This window comes from Chlorobaculum tepidum TLS (genome assembly GCF_000006985.1).
GTDB classification, from domain to species: Bacteria; Bacteroidota; Chlorobiia; order Chlorobiales; family Chlorobiaceae; genus Chlorobaculum; species Chlorobaculum tepidum.
The window spans coordinates 1,857,460-1,883,989 of the sequence record NC_002932.3 but is presented as its reverse complement, the minus strand read 5'-3'; the positions used below and the strand labels follow the sequence as shown (position 1 = coordinate 1,883,989).

The 26,530-nt window shown below is 52.8% G+C and carries 21 protein-coding genes, 3 pseudogenes and 1 CRISPR repeat array; of the genes and pseudogenes, 9 read left to right on the top strand and 15 right to left on the bottom strand.

From position 1 onward, the window contains the following. Positions 1–75: 75 nt before the first annotated feature. Positions 76–324 carry a ferredoxin gene (locus tag AYT24_RS08970; protein WP_010933641.1) on the bottom strand — a complete coding sequence of 83 codons (249 nt, stop codon included), beginning with the start codon at positions 322–324 and terminating at the stop codon, positions 76–78. Between the two features lie 514 nt (positions 325–838). Here AYT24_RS08970 and arfB point away from each other — a divergent pair. Next, positions 839–1,258 (top strand): alternative ribosome rescue aminoacyl-tRNA hydrolase ArfB, encoded by a 420-nt coding sequence (arfB, locus tag AYT24_RS08965; protein ID WP_010933639.1) that lies wholly within the window; start codon positions 839–841, stop codon positions 1,256–1,258. 41 nt (positions 1,259–1,299) lie between these two features. Here the strand turns inward: arfB and AYT24_RS08960 are convergent, their stop codons facing one another. Both AYT24_RS08960 and AYT24_RS08955 read right to left on the bottom strand, forming a co-directional pair. Continuing rightward, positions 1,300–2,376 carry a M23 family metallopeptidase gene (locus tag AYT24_RS08960; RefSeq protein WP_164927128.1) on the bottom strand — a complete coding sequence of 359 codons (1,077 nt, stop codon included), beginning with the start codon at positions 2,374–2,376 and terminating at the stop codon, positions 1,300–1,302. A 486-nt stretch (positions 2,377–2,862) separates the two neighbouring features. Then, positions 2,863–4,281, bottom strand: coding sequence for a M23 family metallopeptidase (locus AYT24_RS08955; RefSeq protein WP_164927127.1), 1,419 nt, complete (start codon positions 4,279–4,281; stop codon positions 2,863–2,865). A gap of 276 nt (positions 4,282–4,557) precedes the next feature. On the opposite strand from AYT24_RS08955, the gene AYT24_RS08950 reads away from it, so the two are divergent. After that, positions 4,558–5,442 (top strand): DUF4438 domain-containing protein, encoded by an 885-nt coding sequence (locus AYT24_RS08950; RefSeq protein WP_164927126.1) that lies wholly within the window; start codon positions 4,558–4,560, stop codon positions 5,440–5,442. A gap of 97 nt (positions 5,443–5,539) precedes the next feature. Next, positions 5,540–6,679: direct repeats of the CRISPR family, unit length 28 nt; unit sequence GAAACACCCCCACGGGCGTGGGGAAGAC. A gap of 8 nt (positions 6,680–6,687) precedes the next feature. On the opposite strand, the gene cas2e is transcribed toward AYT24_RS08950, so the two are convergent. Genes cas2e through AYT24_RS08910 form a run of 8 tightly spaced genes read right to left on the bottom strand, consistent with a single transcriptional unit; the run spans position 6,688 to position 15,057 of the window. Continuing rightward, positions 6,688–7,023: a type I-E CRISPR-associated endoribonuclease Cas2e gene (gene cas2e / locus AYT24_RS08945; protein WP_010933634.1), complete on the bottom strand. Its 336-nt coding sequence runs from the start codon at positions 7,021–7,023 to the stop codon at positions 6,688–6,690. Further along, complete coding sequence (gene cas1e / locus AYT24_RS08940) at positions 7,011–7,901, bottom strand: type I-E CRISPR-associated endonuclease Cas1e (RefSeq protein WP_010933633.1); 891 nt, start codon at positions 7,899–7,901, stop codon at positions 7,011–7,013. The genes cas2e and cas1e overlap by 13 nt, the downstream gene beginning before the upstream one ends. Beyond that, positions 7,891–8,607, bottom strand: a complete 717-nt coding sequence (cas5e, locus tag AYT24_RS08935; RefSeq protein WP_010933632.1) for a type I-E CRISPR-associated protein Cas5/CasD — start codon at positions 8,605–8,607, stop codon at positions 7,891–7,893. The genes cas1e and cas5e overlap by 11 nt, the downstream gene beginning before the upstream one ends. Then, a complete protein-coding gene (cas7e, locus tag AYT24_RS08930) occupies positions 8,604–9,650 on the bottom strand; it encodes a type I-E CRISPR-associated protein Cas7/Cse4/CasC (RefSeq protein ID WP_010933631.1) in 1,047 nt (348 codons plus the stop codon). Before cas7e ends, cas5e begins: the two co-directional genes overlap by 4 nt. A 12-nt stretch (positions 9,651–9,662) precedes the next feature. Next, positions 9,663–10,292: a type I-E CRISPR-associated protein Cas6/Cse3/CasE gene (cas6e, locus tag AYT24_RS08925; protein WP_010933630.1), complete on the bottom strand. Its 630-nt coding sequence runs from the start codon at positions 10,290–10,292 to the stop codon at positions 9,663–9,665. Then, on the bottom strand, positions 10,289–10,825 hold the full coding sequence (gene casB / locus AYT24_RS08920) for a type I-E CRISPR-associated protein Cse2/CasB (RefSeq protein WP_010933629.1): 537 nt from the start codon (positions 10,823–10,825) through the stop codon (positions 10,289–10,291). The genes cas6e and casB overlap by 4 nt, the downstream gene beginning before the upstream one ends. A 36-nt stretch (positions 10,826–10,861) precedes the next feature. Beyond that, positions 10,862–12,454, bottom strand: a complete 1,593-nt coding sequence (gene casA, locus AYT24_RS08915) for a type I-E CRISPR-associated protein Cse1/CasA (protein ID WP_010933628.1) — start codon at positions 12,452–12,454, stop codon at positions 10,862–10,864. Between the two features lie 17 nt (positions 12,455–12,471). Continuing rightward, positions 12,472–15,057, bottom strand: coding sequence for a CRISPR-associated helicase/endonuclease Cas3 (locus AYT24_RS08910; protein WP_010933627.1), 2,586 nt, complete (start codon positions 15,055–15,057; stop codon positions 12,472–12,474). A 329-nt stretch (positions 15,058–15,386) separates the two neighbouring features. On the opposite strand from AYT24_RS08910, the gene AYT24_RS08905 reads away from it, so the two are divergent. Next, the gene (locus tag AYT24_RS08905) at positions 15,387–15,815 is read left to right on the top strand and encodes an Hsp20/alpha crystallin family protein (protein ID WP_010933626.1); all 429 of its coding nucleotides are present in this window, start codon (positions 15,387–15,389) and stop codon (positions 15,813–15,815) included. Positions 15,816–15,908: 93 nt separating this feature from the next. Here the strand turns inward: AYT24_RS08905 and cfa are convergent, their stop codons facing one another. Continuing rightward, positions 15,909–17,051 (bottom strand): cyclopropane fatty acyl phospholipid synthase, encoded by a 1,143-nt coding sequence (gene cfa, locus AYT24_RS08900; protein WP_010933625.1) that lies wholly within the window; start codon positions 17,049–17,051, stop codon positions 15,909–15,911. A 40-nt stretch (positions 17,052–17,091) separates the two neighbouring features. Beyond that, a pseudogene (locus AYT24_RS08895) lies at positions 17,092–17,349 on the bottom strand (aldo/keto reductase); the annotation flags it as partial. Positions 17,350–17,574: 225 nt separating this feature from the next. Here AYT24_RS08895 and AYT24_RS08890 point away from each other — a divergent pair. The 4 genes from AYT24_RS08890 to AYT24_RS08875 all read left to right on the top strand — a co-directional run bounded on the left by AYT24_RS08890 (position 17,575) and on the right by AYT24_RS08875 (position 21,191). Beyond that, the gene (locus AYT24_RS08890) at positions 17,575–18,030 is read left to right on the top strand and encodes a hypothetical protein (RefSeq protein WP_010933623.1); all 456 of its coding nucleotides are present in this window, start codon (positions 17,575–17,577) and stop codon (positions 18,028–18,030) included. Continuing rightward, positions 18,014–18,526: a DUF4352 domain-containing protein gene (locus AYT24_RS08885; RefSeq protein ID WP_010933622.1), complete on the top strand. Its 513-nt coding sequence runs from the start codon at positions 18,014–18,016 to the stop codon at positions 18,524–18,526. Before AYT24_RS08890 ends, AYT24_RS08885 begins: the two co-directional genes overlap by 17 nt. Positions 18,527–18,634: 108 nt before the next feature. Continuing rightward, positions 18,635–19,717 carry an SLC13 family permease gene (locus AYT24_RS08880; RefSeq protein ID WP_164927125.1) on the top strand — a complete coding sequence of 361 codons (1,083 nt, stop codon included), beginning with the start codon at positions 18,635–18,637 and terminating at the stop codon, positions 19,715–19,717. A gap of 295 nt (positions 19,718–20,012) precedes the next feature. After that, the gene (locus AYT24_RS08875; protein ID WP_226986806.1) at positions 20,013–21,191 is read left to right on the top strand and encodes a cation diffusion facilitator family transporter; all 1,179 of its coding nucleotides are present in this window, start codon (positions 20,013–20,015) and stop codon (positions 21,189–21,191) included. Positions 21,192–21,721: 530 nt separating this feature from the next. Here the strand turns inward: AYT24_RS08875 and AYT24_RS08870 are convergent. Continuing rightward, positions 21,722–22,744 (bottom strand): annotated as a pseudogene (locus tag AYT24_RS08870) (IS5 family transposase). Between the two features lie 306 nt (positions 22,745–23,050). Between AYT24_RS08870 and eno the strand changes: the two are divergent. Further along, entirely contained in the window at positions 23,051–24,334 is a 1,284-nt protein-coding gene (gene eno, locus AYT24_RS08865) for a phosphopyruvate hydratase (RefSeq protein WP_010933619.1), read from the top strand. 178 nt (positions 24,335–24,512) lie between these two features. Next, positions 24,513–25,916 carry a dihydrolipoyl dehydrogenase family protein gene (locus AYT24_RS08860; protein WP_010933618.1) on the top strand — a complete coding sequence of 468 codons (1,404 nt, stop codon included), beginning with the start codon at positions 24,513–24,515 and terminating at the stop codon, positions 25,914–25,916. 59 nt (positions 25,917–25,975) lie between these two features. On the opposite strand, the pseudogene AYT24_RS08855 reads toward AYT24_RS08860, so the two are convergent. Further along, a pseudogene (locus tag AYT24_RS08855) lies at positions 25,976–26,365 on the bottom strand (aldo/keto reductase); the annotation flags it as partial. Positions 26,366–26,530: the final 165 nt, after the last annotated feature.

Sequence of the window (26,530 nt, the reverse complement as noted above, 5' to 3'; positions counted from 1 at the left end):
CGGGTTGATGCCCGGCAGTTTTGTTTATAGACGTATGGGTGTGGATAAGAGAAGAATTTGAAGGTTTGGAGCGCGTCAGCCGTCATCGCCGATGGAGTTTGTCGGGCAGGCCGCTATCTGTTCGCGGCAAAGAGCGATATCGGCATCCGATTGCGGTTGCTGCGCTACATAGGCGTATCCGTCCGGATCTTCGGCAAAGAAGTCCGGCGCTGCGTTGTAGCAAATGGTGCAGGCGCTGCACCCCTCTCCGTCGGGATCGTCCGGGCTGGTGACGTAAAACGGGCCGGGCACATTGCCCGGGTGCTTCATCTCTTTGTTGGCCATAGCTTTTCCCCTCCTGTAGAATGTGGTGTTTGCCCGTTAGCACGGGTGTCCTTACGATGACGCGGCGGAGGCGCAAAGAGTTCCAAGGGCGAGGCTTTGTCGCCGGAAGAGCTCTTTTGTCATTGTCTCTTTCCCGCCGTTTGGTTAACATATCTGTCATAAACCTCGGGTCGGCTGACGGCAGCACTTCTTTTCGCCTGTTTCAGAGATCGATCATGACAATTCTCTCGTATGGGTATCATTCTTCTCGATATTGGCAAGTTTCTGCCGGGCGGTTTCGCGTGACGGCGAAGAGGGTGCGGCAGTGATCATGGAGCGCTATTTTTTTCCCACGAGCACGTCTACCTCAAGCGCTCACCAGAGACGCTTCTGCATGTACTCAATGCTTCCGGATTTCTGTTGATCGATGACCGTGAGGTCAACACCCGCACGTGTGCGGCGGCGGGTATCGCAAGCATGCTGTTCCGGAGCTGGCGTCGTTTTTGCAACGTTTCGCAGCAAAGGAGGTGCGCCGATGATCTGTATAGCCAGAGGCGTTTCGGTTGATGACAGTGAAATCGAAATCACAACCATGCGCGCGCAGGGCGCGGGCGGGCAGAATGTCAACAAGGTCGAAACGGCGGTGCATCTGCGCTTCGACATCGCCGCGTCGTTCCTGCCGCCGGAGCTGAAAGATCGGCTCATGCAGCAGCGAGACCGCCGGATAACGCGGGAGGGAGTGATCGTCATTCGCGCCCAGCGCTACCGCACGCAGGAGAAAAATCGTCAGGACGCCATCGAGCGGTTTCAGGGCATTCTGACCAAGGCTTTGGTCGAACAGAAAATGCGCAAAGCGACGAAGCCGCCAAAAAGCGCCTCGGTTAAACGGCTCGAACAGAAAGCCAAAAGAGCTGAACTCAAGGCGTCGAGAAAAGAGGTGAGCACAGAAGATTGAACGGCGCCAAAAATGTTGCAAAAAACGCTGAGGCGTGTCCGTCATTTCAGTGCAACGTTTCGCGGTGTTTGCCGGTATTGGTCAACCATGTCCGGCGATTGTCTGCCGAGTTGCTCGTGGTAGGTTTGCACTTTGGCCATGAAGTGTTGAAATTCCGTCGAAGACAGCGAGCGCCACAGCATGGGTTGCTGGAGTGCCAACAGCGGATTCTGCCATTGTCCGTTTTTCACGATTCTGAAATCGAGGTGCGGCCCGGTCGAGCGGCCGGTCGAACCGACATAACCGATTATTTCGCCCTGTTTTACCGTGTTGCCGTAATGGACGGCCGGGGAAAAACCGCTCAGGTGCAGATACATGGTCTGGATTCTTCCTGCATCATGGGCGATGGCGATCATATTGCCCGAATAGCCGTACCATCCACTGAAAACGATACGCCCATCTGCGACAGCAAAGACCGGTGTGCCCATTGGCGCAACCAGATCTATGCCTGCATGGAATTCGCTCCGGCCGGTTATCGGATGGATGCGATAGCCGAACCCGCTTGAAATGCGGCTGTAGCGGCAGGGCTGGATATACATGGTTCGCACCTGTAACATGGCCCACCCGTTCTCATCGTAATATGCGGTTTCACCTGTGTCGTTGGTGAACAGGTAAGCGTTGAAGTTCCGCCCTTTCGAACTTATTTCAACGGCGAGAATATCTCCTGTGCCGATGAATTGGCTGCCGTTCCGCTGTTCCTGGAAAAGAATCCGGTAGGTTGCTCCAGCCTTGACGTCTGTTGCAAAATCGAATTTTGCATCGAGGATTTTATTGAGTTTTGGAATGAGCCACGAGAGGTGCCGTTTGTGCAACTCATTTGCCATCGAAGAGTGGAGCGTGCCTTTGATGGAGACGATGCGGGTATCGTTAACGATGGTTTTCTGCCGGGGGGTGAGCTTTTCGAGTTGTTCGGTCATCTGCTGGACTTCGGCTGGCGTCAGCCCGGGAGCGGTGAGAATGGTGTAGCCGGACTCTTCTTTGCCAAGGGCGTTTTGCCCGGTCATCTGAGATGGATCGTTTTGGTCTTCGTTGTTCGTGCCCGGCTCGGCGTCACTGGCAAAGCCGATGGATTTGAGCATTGTTTGAACCAGCGAGTCTGACGGATGTTCAGATGATGCCTGTCTGGATGTTGCGAAAAGGAATAAACTGACTGAAAAGAACGTGACTGAAAACAGGGCAATAAAAAGCGACGCCTCTGATGAGGCCCGGAAGTGCAAGAGTTTTTGGAAAAGCTCCGAACGCTTTAACCGCAACAGAAAGTGTTGAAAACGCTCATTAGACATAGTGAGGGCATAAATTCATAAAACATGAAGGTGCGGGCACATCACAAAAACCTTTAGTAAAGGTTATAAAAAAAAGCCTTCAAAGAAAACTGAACGGTACTCATCGCTTCAGTAAAGTTGTTAATGCGAGTCGATGTTGTTGTGTTTAAATAACGGATATTGTTCATTGTAAATTCTGAGCCGCTTGTCGAAGCCTTTCTGTACGTTCCCGACCGAAACAAAGAAACCCCCGAAATACCGATCAGCATTCCGGAGGCTTTTTGACAAAATGTCTCTGAAGTGTCAGAGCACCGGCTCGCCGGATTTGCCGGTATCGGCAACCATGACGGGACGGTCGGTGTTGAGCTGGTGCTGATAGGTTTGCACCCTGGCCAAGAAGCTGTGCAGCTCCGCGGGCGAAAGCGAGCGGCGCGGCGCGGTCTGCTTCAGCGCAACCAGCGGATTCTGCAAATGGCCATTTCTGACGATTCTGAAATCGAGGTGCGGCCCGGTCGAACGTCCGGTCGAGCCGATATAGCCGATAATGTCACCCTGTTTGACCCGCTTGCCGTAACGGCAGGAGGCTGCGTAACGGCTCAGGTGCATGTACATTGTATGCAGCCCGCCGCCATGCGCGATGGTGACCAGATTGCCAGCGTTGCCCTTGCGTCCGCGGAAAATGACGCGCCCGTCGGCCACGGCTCTGACCGGCGTGCCGACCGGCGCGGCCAGATCGACGCCGCCGTGGAACTGGTGCTGGCCGGTGACCGGGTTGATGCGGTAGCCGAAACCGCTCGAAATGCGGCGGTAGCTGCACGGCTTGATGAACATGGAGCGGCCCTGCATCATGGCGCGTCCGTTTTCATCGTAGTATGCCGTATCGCCTTTGGCATTGGTGAACTGATAGGCGTTGAAGCGCTGCCCTTTCGAGTTGATTTCGATGGCGAGAATATCACCGGTTCCAACACAATGGTTCTCGTTCCACATTTCCTGGAACAGGATCCGGTAGGTTGCGCCGGGTTGAATATCTCTTCTGAAATTGAGTCGGGAGGAGAGAATTTTTCTGATCTTGGGGTTGAGCGAACCGCGGTTCCGGCTGCGCAGCTCACTCGACAGCGAGGAGCGGAGGGTACCCTCGATGGTGGCAACGCGGGTATCGTATTCGATGGTTTCGCTCTCGGCGCTCAGCTTGCCGGTTTGTTGATCCTTGACGAGATGAAGGACTTCGTACGGGCTCGATTGCATGGAAAAGCTGATGAACGTTCCGTTTTTGCCTGTTTCGAGTTCATAGGTTTTTCCGGCCCTCAGCCCTTTGATGGCACGGTTGCCCTTGATTTGCGAGGTAAGTTCGTGGACTTCTGCTGGTGTCAGTCCGGCGGCGGTCAGAATGGTGTAGATCGATTCGCCCCGTTGGAGAATTTTCTTTTCGACGCGGTGGGCAGGATCGTTTTCGCCCTCGTCGAGTGTTACCTTGTCGGACTCGTTGTTCAAGCCAAGCTCGTCGTCACTCTTCAGGCCGAGGGATTTACCGAGCGCGTGAATTGGTGAGGCTGACCAGTGTCCGGATGGTGTTTGCCGGGATGTGGCGGAAAGGATGAGGCTGACAGAAAAGAAGAGGACAACGAGTAGCGCCGTCGATGAGGCGAGAAGAAGCGGACGACTTCGGAAAAGCGCTGAACGGCGTAATCGCAAGAGAAAATGGTGAAACTGTGGACTGGACATGATGACTGTGTAAATTCATGAAAAACAAAGGGGAACCACCTCGCAGAGACCTAAAAGATCACAATGTTATAAAAAAAGCCCGGAAAGGAAAATGAGTTACTTCTTTGATACGCTGAATTTGCCCGAAGCTGACGAAAAAGTTCTTTTTTTAAGAGGATTTTTTCATGGATAGCGATGTTTGTATCGAACCTTTTCATTGTTGAGTAGTCACAGCGTTACGTCGCGCCGGGTACTTCTCGGGTAGTGTTATTTCACAATCAAACCATTGACTTTACCATGCTTGCAACCAACGAAAACCGCCTTGTTGAAATCCTGCTTCAATGCCAGCCCGGCCAGCCACGTACCCGTGGCACATGGGAGGTTGATCATCAGGGCACGCCCTTCATTTTGCCCTCCATTGGCGGCATCACCCTCAATCTTCAGGTCGGCGACCCGGCGTTTGGCTGGGAGGGTGACCACATCGAGCCAGGCGTGAGCTGCACTGCCGATACGCACAAACCTTTCGAGCACCCCAACGTTACCGTGCAGATGCTGAGCTGCGTGGGCAACACGGCCACCATCGTCTCCGGCGAGGCGAAGGGCGAGAGCGGGGTGGTGATCGGCCATCACGGCGGTTCGGAGCACATCATTGTCGATTTTCCGCGCGAAGTGAAGGAGAAGATGGCCTATGGCGACACCATCATGGTGCGCTCGAAAGGGCAGGGACTCAAGCTGACCGACTTTCCGGATGTTTCGCTCTTCAACCTCGACCCGGCGCTGCTGGCGAAAATGAAGATCAATATTGCCGAGGACGGTGTGCTCGAAGTGCCGGTAACGACACTGGTCCCGGCGTACTGCATGGGTTCCGGTATCGGTTCGGCGCACGTGGCCAAGGGCGATTACGACATCGTGACCAGCGATCCTGGTGCGGTCGAAGAGTTTGGCCTCGACCGTATCCGCTTCGGCGACTTCGTGGCGCTGCTCGACCAGGACAATCGCTACGGGCGAGCCTACCGCAAGGGGGCCGTCACCATCGGCGTCGTGGTGCACAGCGACTGCCGCGAAGCGGGCCACGGTCCCGGCGTTACCACCATTATGACCTGCGCCACTCGCGGCATCCGCCCGGTCATAGACCCCAAAGCCAACATCGCCGACCTGCTTGGAATAGGCACAAGGTTGTGATTGCGCGGCAGGGTTTGCTGTTTTTGCAGGGGCGATTTCGATTTGCGAGGTCGCCTTTTTTTACGCAAACGAAGCAACCCCATCCGGGCTGGACAAGGAAACACCCCCACGGGCGTGGGGAAGACACGGGTCAAAGACAACGCCCCGGCGACCCGAGGCGGAAACACCCCCACGGGCGTGGGGAAGACCTGTTCCTGTTTCATGGTTGGTCTCCGGTTTTTGGAAACACCCCCACGGGCGTGGGGAAGACCCGTAATTATCCGGGAAGTGAGCCATATACTTGGAAACACCCCCACGGGCGTGGGGAAGACTCGCTCATAAGCTCTAAGTGATATGTCCTGACAGAAACACCCCCACGGGCGTGGGGAAGACTAAAAAGATTACTGGATTAGATGCTATACACCAGAAACACCCCCACGGGCGTGGGGAAGACATTCATTTTTTCCAAAAAGCAAGCACTTTTTTAGAAACACCCCCACGGGCGTGGGGAAGACAGCGTTCAATTAACGCCTTTGCCGCCAGCGCGTGAGAAACACCCCCACGGGCGTGGGGAAGACCCGGCAAATTGAAGGCCCTCGATCCCCCAAGAGGAAACACCCCCACGGGCGTGGGGAAGACCATGCGGAGACGCCTTGCTTTATGATATTGTAGTGGAAACACCCCCACGGGCGTGGGGAAGACGTTCCTTGCGTGAGAATTTCAAATTGTTCCTTGGAAACACCCCCACGGGCGTGGGGAAGACGCCCGCCGCCCATAACGGCGCGGGCAATCAAGGGAAACACCCCCACGGGCGTGGGGAAGACCCTGCACTGCTACGCTTCCTATACGGTTATCCCAGAAACACCCCCACGGGCGTGGGGAAGACTCATTCTTTTCTTGTTTCTGAAATGATAACATGGGAAACACCCCCACGGGCGTGGGGAAGACCTTTTTGATCAGCGCGAACGCCGCAATCGCGTGAGAAACACCCCCACGGGCGTGGGGAAGACATCGTTGTCAAGTTAGACAAAAGGCGTCGCATGGAAACACCCCCACGGGCGTGGGGAAGACGGACTCCGTAAGTTTTGAGTTTTTTGGTTGTTGTTGGAAACACCCCCACGGGCGTGGGGAAGACACGCGCGCCCCTTGTGTTGGTAATGGGTAGAAAGAAACACCCCCACGGGCGTGGGGAAGACGTCCCATGCGTACAGCAATTGCGCGGTTTCGGTGGAAACACCCCCACGGGCGTGGGGAAGACACTGGGTTTTACTGGACTTTCGGGGCCTCTGGCGTCAATCTGTTTTGGTTTTCTGGTGGCGAGGCGGCGGATTTTTCGATCACGAGCGGCAGGCCCGATATTTCCGTGATCTCTTTGCGCGTGTCGCCCAAACCGAAAATTTCGTAGCCGGGGCACGTGTTCGAGCTGTTGAAAATCATCAGGCCGCTTTTCGGCGGGCAGTGCTGGTGCAGATAATCCACCACCTTTCTGGCCAGGCTGTCCCGCACACCAGAGACGAAAACGTTCGCCCGTGGTTCGATGAACCAGAGCTTCATCCGGCCACGCACGGCCGGGGGCAGATCATTGGCGACTACGACGAGCATTGTTTTTTCCCCAGAATGGTTTCGATGTCCGGCCCGATCTTGCCAAGCAGGTCGATTTCGATGACGCGCTTCCGGAACTCCGAGGCGATCTTGTGCCGGTCGTAATACCCGGCCATGTCGGCGGTCAGCGAAAAGGCCAGGTCGATCGAGACCTGCTGCTTGTACAGATCGGCCAGGTCGTAAATGAACGGTAGCGGACTGCCGGAGTGAATGAACCCGATGTGCGGCGAGTAACCCATGCTGTGCACCGCCGACAGAATGATGCTGTACAGCGCCGCGTTCGACGCCGTCAGAATCTTGTTCGTCGTGTCGCTCATTTCGAATTTTCCCGGCTCGAACCGCCGCCCCTTCCAGCCGACCTTGTACTTCACGGCCATCTCTTCGTAAAGCTTCCGCACCCGCAAACCCTCCATGCCCATCATTTGCGGCAGCGTCTTGTTCTCCAGATTCGCGTCCGGAAAGCGATAGGCGAAGAGCCGCCGCGCCACTTCAAGCGCTTTTGCCGGATTGGCCGCGAGCTTCATCTGATGCGTCATGTTCCGCGTATTGCTGGTCGGCGTCTGCCCGCTCGCGTAAAACATCAGGCTGTCGTCGCCCACCCAGCAGATGCCGCAATTGGCGGCGGCCATTACTTTTACGGCCTCGTGCGTTACCGTCGTGCCGGGGCCGAGCAAAATACAGTTCAGCATGGCCACCGGCAGACGCACGACGTTGCAGTCGCAGTCGATCCACTTGATGCTGCTGTCGTCAATCTCTATCCGGCCCTTCTCAAGATACAGAAACGGATACTTTTCCTTGACCTGCGGAAGGGTCTCCCGCGTCACTTTTATCAAGAGCCGGGCCGGATTTCCTTCGTCGCCGAGTGTGTTACTCTTCATCGTTGTGGTGGATTATGGTTACTCGCCGCTGGCGATATTTTTTCTTTGGGCCGAACCGCACCGGCACGTCGTTGAGTGCCACCACCTCCGCCTCGCCTTCGTCGCCCGGCGCGTAGTCGCGAACGCGGAACGCCTCCCGGAGCCGCTTCTCTTTGGCGATCGAAGAGGCCGCTTCGAGCGCTGCCACCTCCGAGTCGAATTCGCCCCGGAACACCATATCGGTCGGCGCGCAGCACTTCCGCCCGAAGTAGATGTCCCACACGGGAGCCTTAAGCGCTTCGGCGAACTCCCCGGCCCGTGCCGCCGGAACCTCCAATGCGGCGGCGAACGCGGCCTCCTGCAAATAGTAACGGTAGGTCATCTTCGTGCCGCCGCCCACCGCGCCGCCGCCATCGCGCTTTTTCGGAATCAGCAAAGTTTCCCACTTGTCTTTCTCGTTGTAGCCGCTGCCGACCATCTGGAAGTCGCGGAGCAGCGGCGGTCGCTCGCCGCGTTCGCGCTGGAACGCGAGCACCGTCTGGCGGAGTTCGGCCATTTCGTCGAGTAGTTCGCGCTGTTCGCCGCCCGCGCCGAGGGCGCAGCAGAGCAGCCCGAGCAAGCCCGACTTCGTGGGGAAATCGAGCGTGTCGCGCCGTCCGAAGCGCGAGTCAGCGCCCCACGACTGGAGGGGCGCTTCGAGCCATAACAGGATGAATGGATTGCTCATGATTTCGCTTCGATAAAGTTGCGGATTTCGCTGACCAGCGTGTCGATGCTGAACGTTTCGTCCTCGCCGCCGAAGGTGAACTCCTTTTCCTTGCCGAAGAGCGAGCCGGCCTGCTGCTCCTTTTTGGTGAGATAGTCGGTGAGCGCCTTGATGCTCGGCTGGAGGAATCCGCCGCCTCTTTCGGCTTTGACCGGAGTCTCGAACGGAACCTGAAGGCGCTGGCCCTTGCGGATATAGATTTTCGCGAACTCCCACGGCGACGCGCCCGACTGCGTTGTTTGCCGGGCGCTCGGCACGGCCACGAAGAGCGCTTTGGTGAACGCCTCCACCGCGTCGGCAATGTCCGCGCCGCCGAGGTTCGCCGAAAGCTGGCCGAGGTCGAGGCTGACGTAGCGGTAGTAGGTGGCGGAGTTGAACTCAAGGCTGCCCATGTGCGCCGAACCCGGCTCTTCGGCAAGGTCGTCGAGCGCCGTGAAGAACTCGACCTCGTTGCTCACCTTGTGGGTCGAAATGGCATGAGCGAACGACGCGGCAGCCTCGACGTTCAGCTCGGCAGCCTGCGCCACCATCCGCCCGAACAGCGCGATGTCGAGGCCGTCTTTGGCCGGGTCGAGCGTTTTCTTCGAGAGCTTCGCCAGCTCCTTGTCGTTGAACTTCGCGGCGTCGAACTCCTTTTCGGCGGCGTACTGCGCGTAGGCGCTGGCCTCTGTTTCGCTGAAAAAGAAGAGCGTGTCGTTGCTGAAGGCGGCGGCAATCTTCTCACCACACGCCTTAGCAGCCTCATCATCCGCGCCGAGTGCGACGCAGGCTTTGGCAACGTAATCGGCGACCTTTTTGCTGCGGATGCCGAGCCTCACGCCGAGTTCGTGCATTTCGAGGCGCACTTGCCGCTTCCAGCACTGCGAGCTGACGCGGGCGCGGGTGGAGCCGCCGACCATCGCCGTTTTCGGAGCGCCAACGTCGTCACGGTTCAGGCAGGTAACCGGAAAGGACTGGAGGATGTGGAATTCGATGCGCTGGCCCTTGAATGGATTGTTGTTCATGGTGGTATGGTTTTAGTGGTTTGAGTTGTCTTTGAGAGGTTCGATCTGCAACAGCCCGAAGCCGAACGCGCGGCCCCGGCCAATGCCTTTGTTGAAGCTTTCGATGAAGAGGTCGCGGTTTTCGACCCGCAGCATTCCCGACACGCGGGCCGCTCCGTGGGTGACGGTACGGTCGCCCTGCTTGCTGAACTGCATCACCGGCAGCATCCGCACGTCGAGCCGCGCCGGATCGACGCTGAATCCCCACGACGTCTGCGACTTGCCGCCGAACCACGCCGCCACCTCCTCGCGGGTTTTGATGGGCACGCGCTTGCCGCTTTTGTTCTCCTTGCGCGTGGGGTTGAGCGTTACCTCGAACTTGTAGAAGCGGTGCTGGAGGAACTCTTCCGGCACAGGTCTGGAAACCAGTTCGCCGTGCGCCGGTTGCAGCGGCGGCCTGTCGGAGAGGATGAGGATTTTGCGCCCTTTGGCGTCGCCCCCCTTGTCGGCGAACAGAAAGCCGCTTGGCACGCTCGACCGCTTTTCGGCTTCCGAGCGCACGTCCTCGAAGAGGCTGTAAATGACGCGGTGCAGCGAATAGCTGTCCGTAATGCGCAAGGCCTTGACGTCCTTGCGGCTGAGGGTGAGCATCGTGGCAATCATGCCTTCACCTCCTCGTTTTCGGTTTTGGCGGCGTGGCGGTAAAAGTCGGTCGCCCAATCCGTTTTGATGCGGTTGCTGTCGTCATTGAACCAGAGGAGCTGGCTGAGCAACTCGGCGTAGTCGAGCGTTACCGCCGCTTTCGAGTCGATAAGGCTGAAGAGCGGGCGCAGAATCCGGCACGCCTCCTCAACCGAATTGCAGGCAAGCAGCCGCCGGAGCCGCGCTTTGGCCTGATCGCTCTTGCTCCGATCTTCGTAGCAGAAGGCGATAGCCTTGCCGATGCCCGCTGAGCCGTTGCGCTCCGCTTTGGCCCGCGCGATGGCTGCGGCGATGGCGGCGTAAGGAATGCGCTCGAACGGTTTTTCGAGGTCGATGTTGAAGCCCGCCAGGTACTCCCAGCTCTGGTACTCGGTCGCCGGATTATCGGCTCGGCGAAGCGCGGCGGCGGCCCCCTTGTCGCGCTGGCACAGGCCGATCACGAACTCCACGAACTGTTTCTGCCTACCGGTTTTCTTTTCTTTTTCGTTGTCCATAACGGTTGGATTTATCGGTTGTTGATGAAATTCTACTCAAAATTCGGACGGCACTCCGCCCACGCGTCGATCTGCCTCCATCAATTCGCGGATGAATTTTTTAAGGTCTTTTTGGCACTCCGCCCACGCATCGATCTGCCGTGCCGTCTCCTTCGGGCAGTAGGCGTCGTAAGACTGCAAGGCGAGCAAGTTTATCGCCTCGTGGATGGCGGGAAGCTTGTCTGGCTCGCCGCAGGCATCGACCAGCTCCGGGAAGCGCCGTTCGCAGAGCTGCCAGAATAATTCTACAGCTTTTTTCCCCATTATTGTTGAAGCTCTTTCTTTGGGCTTTTTTTCTTTTTTTGGTTCAAATGAGTCATAATAATTTATGACTCCATTTTTGACTTTATTTGCCATTATTTCAAGAATGCTTATTTCTCCGAAGAATTTGTCATACCATAAGTTGTTCCACATGTCGGGGTCGAGTTCTACCGATGATTCTACAAAATCATTAGTAGCTTTTGCATATTGCTCGCCAGTTTGAAATGACACCTGAAGTCCTCCCGACCAAACGCCGATTTTATCTCCAGGTTTATTGTATCGTTTTGGCCATCTGCTCAAACCGTATTTTATGAACAGACAAACAAACTTGTTGTTTTTGTTGCTATCGAAAACAGCAAGGATTGATACTAACTCGCGCCACGGGCGCTTCTCTGGATTGACCAGTATGGCTTTCGGCGGATTTTGCTGATTATCGATCGTCATACTTGGTTCTAACCAGCCCTCTTGATGACTTGGATAAGGGAGGCCGTCGATATAATAAATCCCGTCGTCGTGCAAGAGTACGAATCGTGAAAGCGATACAAGAGTCCCCATGTAAGATTTTTTGAGAGATAGTGCGGCGTCGCATTCTCTGCTGACAGGCATGTTTTCCCAAGGTGGAGTTCCAATTCCTTTTTCCCAGAATGGCAAGTTGTCGATCTCTTCCTGCGAAAGAAGATTCATGATGAGCGTATCAATTATCGTCGAACCGAAAAGAAAGGTGTGCAAATAACCATTTCGACCTAAACTCGGTCCGGGTTTTGCCGGTTTTCCTTTGCCTTTGACTTTTTCTTCTGATGGATAAATGTTCTTGTTAATCTGCGTTCCGCCAAAAGCGAAGTTCATGACCGAAACAATGAATAACGCTTTTTCGGCATCTGTTTGAGCCTTAAGTGTCTGGAACTGACTCAGAATGGAATCATTTTCAGACGGAAGACTTGGATAAAATCCGGGTCCAATTTGTTTCGCATTCTCTGTTTCAGATAAAATTCCGGCAGCGCGTTGAGATTCCATCCAGTCAAGAATTGCGGGCATCTGCAAAAACGGCTTGTCGCCGAAGAGCCAGAAGCGGTCGCGCCATTTTTCGAGGTAGGCGCGGCAGGCGCGGCGGAAAGTTTCGGCGTCGAGCTGTTCGAGCGCCTCGGTGGTTTCCGGCGTGCAGGCGGCCTGGCCGATGGCGAGCAGGAGCTTGGTGAGGGCGATCTTCTGCACGGGGTTGCCGCCGAGCGCGGGAATGCGTGGATCGCTGAAGATGTCGGCGAGACTCACGAGGCCTTTGCCGATGGCCGGAATCCACGGCTCGTCGATCAGGTTGAAACGGTTGTGCATGGCTGTGTCGATGAGGGTTATCGTTTTTTGTACTGGTAGCCCAGTCGTGGGTTGTAACTCAGTTCGTATTTCTCCGCCGCCGCGCCGCCACCGGGCAACCTCAACAGGCCACCCTCGCCCACGATGGCGACGCGCAAAAGGCTTTCGCTCTTCGACGGATCGCCGAGGTAGAAGTAGGGCTTGAGCCACGTGAGCGTGTTGCGTCCGGGGTCGGCGGGCGCGGCGTACTCGGCCACCTTGAGGGTTTGCGTGGCGAGGCGGGCGGCGAGCTGCCGCTGCTCGCGCTTCCGCCCGGCGGCGAAGTCGTGCGGCAGGGTGAGCTGTTGGCCGTCGAGCAGCGTCACCGTGGTTTCGTGCGCCGCATGGTTGTGGCTGACCGATTGCAGCAGGAGCAGCTCGACGGTGTCGATGTCGCTGTAACGGGTGGCGACATTGGTGTCGGGTCTTGCGTCGAGGCCGAACGAGACCCCCTGGAGCGCGAAGCTTTCGAGTATCTCCCTGCGCCGCTGGAGGTCGGCTTTGTGTTTTGCCATCGCCTCGCTCTCCGGCCTCGCTTCGTAGGTGCGTTCGAGCAGGTCGCGAATGTCGCCCGGCAGCGAAAGCGCTTCCACGCCGCTCCACGCCTGAAGCGTTCGCAAGAGCACGTATGGGCTATAGACTTTCGCGCTTTTGCCGAACGCCTCGCCGGGATTCTGCTCGGCGGCCTCGAACTGTGCGCTGACGATCCACGCCTCGCACCTCGCTCCGGCAGGGCGCTGGTGGAAGCTGTGCCGCCACAAGCGTCCGATGCGCTGCAAAAGCATGTCGGTGGGGCAGAGGCGCGTGACGAGGAAATCGGCGTCGATGTCGAGCGACTGTTCGAGCACCTGCGTGCCAACGAGAATCCGCCCCCGCTCGCGCCGCGCCGCCGCACCATCCGCACCGTAGCGCGTCACCCACTTCTCTTCGAGCGCCTCGCGGTCGCAGTGGATGAAGCGCGAATGGAGCAGGCCGCACTCGATCGCCATGCCGCTCGACCGGGCGGCGAGGAGTTTGAACGCCTCCTGCGCTTCGGTGACGGTGTTTTCGATCCAAAGCACCTGCTGGCCGGAATCCGCCCGGTTGAGCGCTTCATCCATTGCTTCGTCGATGTCGAGCGTCTGGTGGATGGCGACACGGTTTCCGGGCATCGTTTCCGGCGCGATTTCGACCGGTTCCCGCGCCTCGGCGGGCAGGGCGGAGATGAGCGGGTAGGCCGCCTCCGCGCTTCGGGCCGCGCCGAGCAGGGCGCTTCGGCGCTCTCCGGTGAGGGTGGCGCTGAGGATGATGACCGTGCAATGCAGCTGCCGCAACTCGCGCACCAGCCGGTCGAGAATGGTGCCAGTGTAGGCGTCGTAGCTGTGCACTTCGTCGAGAATGACCACTTTGCCCGCCAAGCCGAAGGCGCGGACGAAGCCGTGTTTGACGTTCATCGAGGCCATCAGCGCCTGGTCGATGGTGCCGACGGCGAAGGGGGCGAGCAGCCCGCGCTTCGATGCGCTGAACCACGAGCAGCCGGGGGCGGCATCCGCGCCGAACTCGAACTTTTGCAGCCCAGCGTTGCTGTGCACGAGCAGCGCGTTTCGGTGGGGCGAGTCCGCTTCGAGCACTTTGTCGAGAAAGCGCTCGACCCGCTCGTGGATGCGGTTGGAGGTGAGCTGCGTCGGCAAGGCGAAGTAGATGCCGCGAGCCTTGCCAGCCGATACGAGGGCGTAGGCGGCGTAGAGCGCGGCCTCGGTTTTGCCGATGCCCATCGGCGCTTCGAGGATGTACGCGCCGGGGCGACAGGCCTTTTCTATCAGGCTGCGCTGGATCGGGCGCGCCTCGAACCCGAAAATCTCCCGGAACGACAGCCCCGGCCTGAGGCGCGGCGGCGTGAATCCGGCTGCATCGACGGCGTCGGCGATGCAGCTTTGCCACGCCTCGCCGGGATCGTCGAACGTCGCGCCGGAGCCGATCCAGTCCGCCACGGAGGTCAGCCCGGCCAGCACGCGGGCGTGCAGCAAATTGCGGATTTTCGGGAACCGCTCGCCTGTCGCCTCCGCGAGCCGCTCCAGCAGCCGCGCCCGCTGACGTTGCCACGCCGCGCCGCCGAACGCCTCCGCATCAGCGGTTTTGCCCGCGAGTTTCGGCGCGTAGCCGTGGTGGCAACCGGCAATCGCGGCGATGTCTTTGCCTGCCTCCAGTGCTTCGAGAGCGCACTGACTGACGCCCGCGTGGCCGCCCCAATTTTTTTCGATCTCCGAATCGACATCGTTCAACACATCGAGAATCGTCGGATCGGCGTTCCCGATCGCCGTGTAGATTTTTTTCTGGAAGGTCGGGCTGACCTTGCCGATGTCGTGGCTGGCGGCGACGAGCGCCGAGCCGTCCGGAAAAAACGACTCGCGCAGGAAGGCGGGCGAGCGGGCGATCAGCTCCCGTGCCACCTCGCCCGCGATGCGGCAGTGGTCGAGCACCGTTCGCCCGGCAACGGAGCGGCTGGCGTCGATTTTCCGTGATTTCGCGAGGCAGCGTTCGAGCGGCAGCGGCGGATGCTCAACGGGCGCATCCGCATTTTTCAGGGATTTGGGGTAGTGACGCATATGCGATCGGGTTGTGAGGTTTGAACGGCGTTGTCATGCAAGGCAAAAACGGTCAACCGGGCCACAATGAACCGGAATTGCTGGCGCGCGGGGTCGGGGTAACATATCAATGTAAAAATCTGGTACAAAGAAACGTGAGCTCAGCGGTCTGAAATAGCAATAGCAAGAAAATTCGCCAGATTTCGCGTCAGTGCCGGTTTGGTGACATTGCGCTGAGGTGATCCCACGGAGAGCCTGAATGGAACTTTGGCGGGTGGAAAAGTGTTTCAATGTTTTGTACTTGTTGTTGTCAAACATTTTTTATGAACAGATAAAAGGAGGAAATAACTATGGCACTCACACTTTATGGCAAAGACCCCCTGAAGATGTTCGAAGATGTGTTCAACGAAAGGCTGACACCGTTCATCAGTTCGATGGGCTCGATGATGGCGCCGGCCTTCAAGGTGGATATCAGTGAAGATGAGAAGGCTATCTATCTCTCAGCCGACATTCCCGGCGTAAAGAAAGAGGATGTAAAGGTAAGCATTGAGGACGATGTCATTAGCATCAGTGCGGAGCGCACTCAGGAAGAGGAGGAGAAAAAGAAAAACTACCACCGGGTCGAACGCTCGTGGGGTAGCCTGTCAAGAAGTTTCACCATCGGTGACAACGTGGATAGTGACAACATCACCGCCAATTACGATAATGGCGTGCTGAAGGTCGTTATTCCGAAAAAGGAACCCGAACAGAAAAAGAGCAAAGAGATCGCCGTCAGCTGATTTTTCTTCAGAACACAGGACTTCCCCAGCCTCATGTTTCAGACATGGGGCTTTTTTTATGGTTTCGTGGTGCGGGGAAGGCGATTGTGTCCGTCAGTTTTTCAACAGGACGGCTTTGTGTTCCCGCGGCACGTAATAATCCCCGGTAATTCCGTTGTTTGAAAAGAGTATCTGCCAGAGCTGGACGTTTCGGGCTCGGAACGATCCGGCGGCGCTGAGCAGGTAGTAGCGCCACATACGGTAGAAGCGCTCGTCGTAGGCGTGGCGAAGTTGCGGCCAGTGCTCTTCGAAGTTCCGGTGCCAGGCCATGAGGGTGCGGTCGTAGTCGTTGCCGAAGGCGTGCCAGTCCTCGATGAGCTGCTGGCCCTCGGCGGCTGTGGTGATCTGCCGGGCCGACGGGAGCATAGAGTTGGGAAAGATGTACTTGTGCGTCCATTTGTCGGTGTGGGTCGAGGAGCGTTTGCTGCCGATGGTATGCAGCAGGAACAGGCCGTCGCTTTTGAGGCAGTTGCGTGCGATCTCGAAAAAGCGCCGGTAGTTTTTTACGCCCACGTGCTCGAACATGCCGATGGAGTAGATGCGGTCAAAGCTGCCGTCGAGCTGGCGGTAATCGACGAGCCGCACCTCGACCGGGAGGTTGTTTCGCAGCTTGTCGGCCATCTTCTTCTGCTCGCTCGATACCGTGACGCCGGTGACGCTCACGCCGTAGTGCTCCGCTGCGAAGCGTGCCGCGCCGCCCCAGCCGCAGCCGATGTCGAGCACCCGCATTCCGGGCTGGAGTTCAAGCTTGTTGAAGATGAGGCGCAGTTTGTTCTCCTGCGCTTCGTTGAGGTTGCGGGCGTCTTTCCAGTAGCCGCAACTGTAGAGCATCCGCTTGTCGAGCATTGCCTCGTACAGGTCGTTGCCCACGTTGTAGTGGACTTCGCCGACCGTGAATGCCCGCGAGGGTTTTTGCAGGTTGACGAGCACGCCGAGGATGTTGCCGAGGGCGCGGCTCGCTTGCGAAACTTTCGCGTCGAGCCGTGCGCGAAGCACACGGTAAAAGAACTGGTCGAGCGCCTCGCAGTCCCACCAGCCGTCCATGTACGATTCGCCGATGCCGAGGTGCGACTCAGTGACGACGCGCTTGTAGAAATGCGGATTGTGGACGGTGATGTCCCACGGATTGCTGCCTCCGATGGCGATGCCCGCCGATTCGAGCAGCGCTCGCAATTTGCTTTCGTAAATGCCGCTCATAGCTTCTCCGGTGAGGTTGGCGTAGCTGTTTTTTGCGCGTTTATGCAGGCATGGAGGCGAGAAAGGCTTCGATCTCACTGATCTTCTGCTCCGAAAGCGCGAGGCTGGCGGCCCTAACCGTGTCTTCGACCTGCACCGCGGTGCGTCCGCCGACAATCGCCGCCGTGACCGCCGGATGGCGGAGCGTCCAGTCGATGGCGACTTCGCCCGGCGAGGTGTTGTGCTGCTTGCCGATGCGGCGCAAAAGCTCGACCAGTTCAAGATTGGCGGAGAGGCGCGGTTCCTGGAACTCCCTGTTGAATTTGTCTACAAGCGCTTTCGGCAAGGTGATCATAAGTGATACCCTTATTCTCGTTTATCCTGCTTTCAATATCATATCAATAAAGATAAAATTCAAACTATTCTTGATTTTGCTTGGCTTTTGTGGTAGCTTTTAAGGGATTTCATTACAGAACACTGTTGATGAGCGTCACATGAAACGAAATATGAAGAAAAGAACTAATAACTTGTTAGCTTCAAGAACATGAAAAAGAACAGAAATACGGTAATCGGAATATTTAGCATTGTTTTCGGAGGCATGATCTATGTGTTATGGCGTAAGCAAAGCTTGCTCATGTTTTCATGGTTTTATTCCATAGGGCTAAAACCTTTTGTTGCCTTATTGAGAGAATTTGCTCATTCATACTCATTGGTCATGCCAGAATGGGTTTACTTTTCTTTGCCAAATGCACTGTGGGCGTTTGGAGGCATCTTGCTTTTTTACAGCATTTGGAAGGATGCCTGTTCAGAGAGGATGTTCTGGGTGCTATTGTTTTCCATGACAGCAGTTGGCTCCGAAATTGGCCAATTGGTAGGAATCGTTCCGGGAACCTACGATACTACTGACATATCTCTAATGCTCATCTTCATTCCGCTAGCAATTACCATAGGTAACAAAAATCACGCAATAAAGGAGGTAAGCGATGCAAAAGGTCTATAAACATGTACTGTCTGGGCTTTTATTATTAATGCTCTGTATATTGGCGGCAGGAAGCTTTGGCGTTGGCGCGGCAGGAAACTCCGACGATGGCGCTACGACCACGAATTACAAGATTGGAGAGACAGCACACGTGGGGTATATGTCATACGCTGTATGGAAAGCCTTCTACCGAAACCAGCTCAGTGATAATCCATACATCAATCAACCTCCAGATGCCGCGTATCTGTTCGTCGACATCACGGTTCGCAACGACGATAAAGAGGCGAGAACAATCGCACCCTTCAAGCTCATAGACGAAAACGGCGCCGAATATGAGACAAGCAGCAACGCATGGTCGGTTGATGGCAGCATCGGTATTCTGGATAGTTTGAATCCGGGTGTAGAGAAACGCGGGTATATTGTTTTTGATGTTCCGCGGGGCAAGCACTACAAGTTAGAGGTATCAGGTGGATACTGGTCCAGCGATAAGGCTCTCGTCGATCTCGGACTAAAATGATGCCCAACAAGGCGCTCCAGCGGACTGACCGACCGCCGCTCCGCGTCGGTCGGTCAGTCCGCCCCTGAGCTTCGGCGTTAGCCCCCAAATACAATAAGCGGAGTGTTTTTGAAAGTTCAAGCGTCATTGATTGATTTTGTCTTAAAGGAATGGTTGCTGGTAGGCTCTGGCGTGGTTTTGGTGTTGACGTCCGTTTATATAAAGCGTTTGCCAGAATACTCAGCCAATGAAATACAGGTTCTATTTCTCCTGTTTGTTTTATTTATTGCAGTAAATGGACTGCTGAAAAGCGGAACTATATTAAAAATCGCTCAAAAAATAGAGAAAGGGAAGCTCATACCCTTAAAGTTGGTAGTAATAACATTTTTCCTTTCAATGCTGGTAACGAACGATATTTCTCTAATAGTTATTGTACCGCTCACGTTATCACTTACTGTAAATAGGAAAGGAATACTTGTAATTCTCGAGGCATTGGCTGCCAATGCAGGGTCGGCATTAACACCAGTAGGCAATCCTCAAAACCTTTTTATTTACTGGTTCTATAATGTTCCCCCAGGCGTATTTATCAAAACAATAGCACCGTTTTCTTTGATGTTTCTCGTTTTGTTAATAATTGCCTCGCTTTCTTTTAGAACCAAAAGAGTGTTACAGGAAAACCATGTTCAGAACATAAATAAAAAAGCATTTGTTTATGGTGTGTTGCTTGCTATTGTGCTCCTGGCAGTCTTTCATGTTCTTCCTGTTTTAAGTGCCGTTGTGGTCATCCTTTTTGCGCTGATTTTTGACCGAAAATCTCTGAATGTTGATTATGCGCTATTATTTAGTTTCCTTTTCTTTTTTGGTATTGCCGACAATCTCAAGGTAATTTTAGGTCCCAAAATCACTCATTCTGAGCATATTTTCCTGTTTTCAGTCTTGGCAAGCCAGGTTATGAGTAATGTTCCAGCAGCACTGTTGTTTGCTAATTGCACGCCCAAGTGGCAGGCATTGTTGTGGGGCGTGAATGCAGGAGGATTTGGCAGTTTATTTGGTTCACTGGCAAATCTGATAGCTTACAAAATATATGTCAAAAACAAGGGTACAAATGATACTGTTGGATTTACTGTCAAGTTTCTCGTCATAGGTTACATTGCATTATTTGTATCAATAGGGCTATATTTTCTATTGTATGGTGCGGATGTTTCGTTATGAAATATCAAGGAGCTAACAAGGCGCTCCACCTGACCGCTATTCTGCTACGTTCCATAACGGCAGGTGAGCTTAAGCGTTATGTGCAAACAAATGAGAAATGTATAAATGGCAAAATTTAAAAAGGGGTATCCATGTAAATGCTGTAATCCCTATTGGTGGTGAACAAAAGAGCGCATTCCTTAGATGACGTCGCAATATCTTGTGCCCACAGCACTCAGATGGACAGCCTTTAAATTTAATAATGGCAAGCCATATCACGGCTCAGAGGCCGCCATGAAAGGATGCCTAAAATAAAGTGGAAAAGAAAATGATCATCCATATACGCAGAACCGACGAGAAACAGCGCTGGCTCTTTTTTTCCACACTGCTCAATGCTACGCTGGCAGTGGCCAAACTGGGATGGGGATGGATGATGGGTTCCACACTCGTTGTCGCGGACGGTATACACTCCATCTCCGATGTGTTCGGGGCGCTGCTCATCTTCCTTGCGCTTTTTTTTGCCGCTCATAAATCCGAGCGCTTCCCCTACGGTTTGCACAAACTTGAAGATATGGCGGCAGTCCTTGGTGGTTTGGGGATACTCTACGCAGGGTATGAGATCATCCATTCGGTCTTTTTTGAAGCAGGTATCAAAACTCCAGAAGCAATCTGGACCACGATTGGCTTCATTTTGGCGATTGTCTTTATACAGTACACTTTCTACTTTTTCGAGCTCAAAGCAGCACAACGGCTCGGATCGCCTGGTGTCAAAGCTGATGCGGTAAACTGGCTGGGAGACATCGGAGCGGGGATGATCGTCGTCATCGGTCTGGTAGCCCATCATTACAAGGTCCCATATGCTCAGGAAGTCTCGGTGATCATCATTGTACTGATGATTCTAAAGGGCGCTTATGATGTACTAAAAGAGGGATTGCTTTCCTTGCTTGATGCAGCCGACATAGAGATGAACGATACCATCCGTAACATCGTCATGGCAGAGCCGGATATTACTAATATCAAACGATTAAATGTACGAAAATCGGGCAGCGTCTATTTTGCCGATATCGAGTTGAGTATTGCAGAAGTCGCTACGGCAAAAGCACACAAAAGCATTGATGAAGTGGTCAACAGGTTGCATGAAGAGATAAACACACTCGAAGCGGTGACCATCCATTATGAGCCCGATCATCCACCCTACAGGACTGTTGTCAGGCTTCTGGATAAAGACAAAAAACACCTGAGCATACACTTCGGTCAAACGGCATGGTTGGAGATCACGCATATTGAAGCAGATAATAAGCAAATCAGCAAGGAATTTGTCAAAAATTCCGCAGTTATAGCACCCAAAGGCAAGGCTTTCAGGCTGGTTGCCTATCTGCTTTCTATCCATACAGACACGATTGTCATGGGTAATGCAGAATTAGATGAGAATATACTGACGTTGTTTGAGGCATTGAACATTGAAGTCAAAAAAGAAAAAAATGATGAAACATGAAAAATATATTTTGCTAGTTTAGAACCTACTAAAAATAGTTTTTTACTTTTTTCCCTCAATTGCCTTGATAAATATATTATGCGTATTTTGGAGTATGGAGTGAGAGAAGAAACACCAGATAACCCGTAAAACTTAAATTTTAAGAAAAAAACTAAACATGGGTTCACTTTGGTGTTTAAGTTATATTGAGAAAACTGCAAACATACAGATTTCGTAAAAATATCAAATACTGGCTGGAAAGGTGGCACGCATGCTCAGGTACTCCGTGAACACAGCGCATAACAAGGCGCTTGTTTGGGCGCAAACGAAGCGGAGCGTAGTTTGCGCCGCACAGCTTGCTCGTTATGACGGACAGAGCGAAGCAAGGCTTCGCCGCAGTCAAAGGAGAATTATGGGCACCTCTAAAAAGGGTGATCTGAAATATTCCCGGTTTTGTATTTCAACGAAACAGGGCCATTCTGCCCTGCAAAGCAGTTATTTATTGACAGTATTGTCCCTGTAAACAGCTTTTCAGCCGCGACAGGGCGTAGTTATCCCCAGAGAAAGACGTTGTGCACTTTTTTGTTGAGCTGCGTGCAGCGCATCAGGTTGTAGGGTCAGGTTCGTCAGACCGATCTTTGCAACGGCCCGCACAGAGCCGATCGTTCTGACATACATCGCTTTCATCGAGTTGGTCATGAAGCCAAACACATGCTCGACTCGCGCACGGCTCTTTGATTTCACCCGATTCGAGGCTTTTTGCTCTTCGGTCAGCGGATGGCCTTTCGTTCCTTTTTCGTGGACTTCATTGGTCATTTCACACTCGTCGATAATAGCTTGCTGTCCGACATAGGCGCTGTCGCCGTACAGCGGCTGGCCCATATCTTGTTTTTCGAGCAGCGCTTCCAGCTCTTGGGAATCGTGCTTGCAGGCGGGCGTTACCATCCAGTTGTTGATGAGTTTGGTGCCTTTATCGACCTTGACATGGTTTTCTTCAACCACCGGGCATCGACATCTTTCTGGCGCAGCTTGTTGGGCTTCTGTTTCCAGGCTTCCGGCGTCTGGCCCTGCTTGATCTGAGCGTTTTGGTCGCGGCTGTTGCGCTGGCGCGGCACCTCGACAATGCTGGCATCGACCAGTTGTCCGTTTCGAGCAAAGATACACTGCTCATCGAGCGCCTGATTGAAGCGGAAAAACAACGCCTCGATAAGTTCTTCCTGAATAAGGGTTTCCCGGAATTTCCAGATGGTTTTGCTGTCCGGAACCTTGTCGCTCGCTTTCAGGCCAAGGAATCGCTTGAAGCTCAAACGGTCGGTGATCTGGTACTCCATCTGGTCGTCGGAAAGGTTGTACAGGCTCTGGAGAATGAGGAGTTTGAACATCATCAACCGGTCGAACGGTGGGCGACCCATGTTCTTGCGATTGGCTGGCTTGCTGAAAGCTACTTCGAGAATGGGAGCAAAAAGTTGCCAGTCGATATGCGCTTCAAGTTTGACGAGCGGATCCTTGAGTTTGGTGAGGCGTTCGAGCAGAAAATGCTCATCAAAAAAGCCAGGCGGGTTGATGTTTTTCATAGCAGCGCAGTCGGGTTGATAGGTACTACGTCAACATACGGATATTTCAAGACTTATATCGCAGCTACGTCAATATATTTCAACGCTTTATATTATTGCCGACTTTTTAGAGGTGGCCTTATACCACCCCCACTTTCCAGGGGCATATCAACAAGCCACTACACATGGACAAGCCAGTGAGTTAAACATTGTGTGCAAGGTGAAGAAACATACGCATCATCATCTTAATTTTTGTAAATTGATTGAACATCTTAATTTTTGTAAATTGATTGAAAATTTTTTTTAAAAAAATGGAGGAAATAAGTTATGAAAATTCAAAATGTTAATGCTATCGAGATTCTCGATTCGAGAGGAAACCCAACCGTTGAAGTGAATTTAAAACTTGAAGACGGTACTATTTCTCGTGCAATGGTTCCAAGTGGAGCATCAACGGGAGAAAGAGAAGCAACAGAACTTAGAGATGGCGACAAAAAGCGCTATGGCGGTAAAGGTGTTTTAAAAGCTGTCGAGAATGTTAATTCAGCCATTGCAAAAGCCATTGAGAATAAACACTTTACCAATCAACGAGAATTGGACTATTTTCTTATTGAACTTGACGAAACTAATAACAAATCTAAACTAGGGGCTAATGCGATACTTGGTGTTTCAATGGCTTTTGCCCGTGCAAAAGCGCAAAGTTCACGTACTCCGCTATATCAATATTTAGGCGGCAGTAATGCTCACATTATGCCTGTTCCCTGTATGAATGTCATCAATGGAGGTAAACATGCAGACAATACAATAGACTTTCAGGAATTTATGATTGCTCCACATAACGCTCCATCGTTTAGAGAATCAATCCGTATGGGCGAAGAAGTTTTTCACGCCTTGAAAGCTGTATTAAAGTTAAAAGGATTAAGCACTGGCGTTGGAGATGAAGGCGGTTTTGCTCCAGACTTAAAATCCAATGAACAAGCCGTTGAAATGATATTAGAAGGGATTACTAAAGCTGGTTATAAGCCAAGTGTAGATGTTAGTATTTGTCTTGACCCGGCTTCAAGTGAAATGTGGGAAAATGGGAAATACAAATTCTTTAAAAGTACTCAGAAATTGGTTTCCAGTGATGAAATGGTGAAATTGTGGGAAAGCTGGGTAAATCAATACCCAATTGTATTACTAGAAGATGGAATGGCTGAAAATGACTGGGAAGGTTGGAAAAATCTTACAGATGTAATCGGAAACAAAATCGAGATTGTTGGCGATGATTTGTTCTGTACTAATAAATCAATTTTATTAAATGGTATAAATAAAGGCGTTGCAAATTCTATCCTGATAAAATTGAATCAAATAGGTACTGTGACAGAGACTTTAGAAACGATTGAACTTGCATATAAAAATTCATATAATTGTTTTGTTTCCCATCGGAGTGGAGAAACGGTTGATAGTTTTATTGCCGATTTGACAGTAGGAATTAATGCTGGACATCTTAAGAGTGGTAGTGGTTGTCGAGGAGAAAGAATAGAAAAATTCAATCAACTTATGCGGATTGAAAATGAATTGGGTAAATCAGCTCAATTTGCAGGATTGAAAGCCTTTAAAAATGCAAAATAAAAACTGAAATTAATAACGCCAAGCACACAACACACAATATAAAACAGTTAGGGTTCAGTGGTTTGCGATGGTTTGGTTCTCGCGCCAACTTTCTTATCGGTGGACAAGAACGTAGCCTAAAAAACCAGCCGTTTCATATTGTCAAACGTTAGCTTTTACTATTCAAAGGAGACTTATTATGAGCACTAAATTCGATGTTATCATAATTGGAGGTGGCCCTGGTGGAACCCCGGCCGCTATGCAGTTAGCTTCTCAAGGCAAAACCGTTTTACTTGTTGAAGAATCTGGAAAACTTGGAGGTGCATGTTTGTTTGTCGGTTGCATTCCGTCCAAGATTATCCGGCATTGGGCGGATGAGTATGCTGTTAAGCTCAAATACTCTGCTCAGGAGGCTCTGTCACCAGAGGACAGAGAAGCGGCGTGGAATGAGATTATGCGTAAAATGCAGACCATTCTCAGTCAACGATCTGGTGCAGCGATGCAAATGTTAAAGCATTTGTCAAATCTAAGGTTTGTTGCTGGTCATGCCAAATTTGTTTCTAATAATGAATTGGTTATCAACGAAAAAGATACCGGACGAAAAGAAAAATATACCTTCAATAAGGCCATTATAGCCACGGGGTCTCACTCTTTCATACCTCCCTTCAAGGGCAATGGTGTTCAAGATGTGTTGACAAGCGAAGTACTTTTTTCGCAAGATAAACTTCCCGAATCACTACTTATTATCGGAGGGGGGCCAATCGGTATTGAATTGGCTCAAATGCTTACCAAGTTAGGCACGAAATGCACAATCATTGAACTGCTTGATAGCATTCTGTATGGCGTTGTTGAGACAGAGTTTGTCTCAATCATTAGCAATCAGCTTTCTAGCTTAGGAGTCAACATTTACACCTCATCCCAAGTGCAGGAAATCAATAAGTCCGATGGGCATTTTGATGTGACATTCACAGATGCAAATGGCTCTGAGCACAAAGAAAATTTCGAGGATGTGCTTGTAGTTACAGGAAAAGTACCGAATATTGAATCTCTCAATTTAGATTCGACTGATATAAAATACGACCGAAAAGGGATCATCGTTGATGAATATCTTGAAACTTCCGTGAAGGGTATTTATGCTACAGGCGATGTCACTCATGGGCCGAAATTTGCTCATACTGCCACCTATGAAGCTCATATAGCATCAGCAAATATTTCAGCGGGAAATAATCAGAAAGTCGATTTTTCCAAAAACACCTGGGTACTATTCTCTGAGCCGGAGATTGTTGCAGCAGGGTTTACAGAGGCTCAGGCCGTTCAAGAAGGGTATGATATTATTACCGGTGTGTATGATTACAAAATTGACGCAGCTGCTCAAGTTATGAATTCGCCTTTTGGCTATCTGAAGTATGTGGTCAACAAAAAAAACTCGGAAATTATAGGCGTCCACATTTGCATGAATAACGCATCATCGTTGGCAGGAGAAGCCTCATTGATTATAGCAAATCGATTAATTCTCAAAAATGTCGCCGAAACAATACATCCGCACCCTACTCTGACGGAAGCATTTGGCATATTGGCCCAAAAGATGCTCAGTAAAAGCTAACAAGGCGCTCCACCTGACCGCTATTCCGCTACGCTCCATAACGACAGGTGAGCTTAAGCGTTGCGCTGCCAGTCGTCCGCAGGAAGGTTCAGCGCCCGCTCGCGCGTCATCGCGCCGGTGAGCATTCCTGAAAGCATTGGCGAATAGACGATGACGCCGATGGCGCGGTTCTCGTCCCACACAAGCCCGCACTTGGTGAATACCAGCGGCTTCTCGCAAAGACCTCGCAGCGCTTTGCCTACAAGCTCCTCGGCGTGGCCGAGGCCGTACACCGCCGCCGTATCGATCCAGTTGATGCCACGCTCCACAGCTTTCTCAATCGCCTCGATGGCGTCACGGTCGCTCTGCGCTCCCCAGCCATAAGCTCAGTTCGCGCCTCCGATAGCCCAGCAGCCGAACCCGACCGGCGTGAGCTCCATATCCGTCGTTCCCAACCGTCGCATCTCCATGAGCAGGTAGTGTTTGTTGAAAAACGTCGTGAAGGTCTTGAGTATATCCTTGCCACTATGAAATCTCTTTCTGTCGCCTGTTCGTTCTGGTATGATTGAGAGAGGGGAGAATCAGAAAAACAGAAACCCCCCGGAGTTCGGAGGGTTTTCTGTTGATGTTGTCGC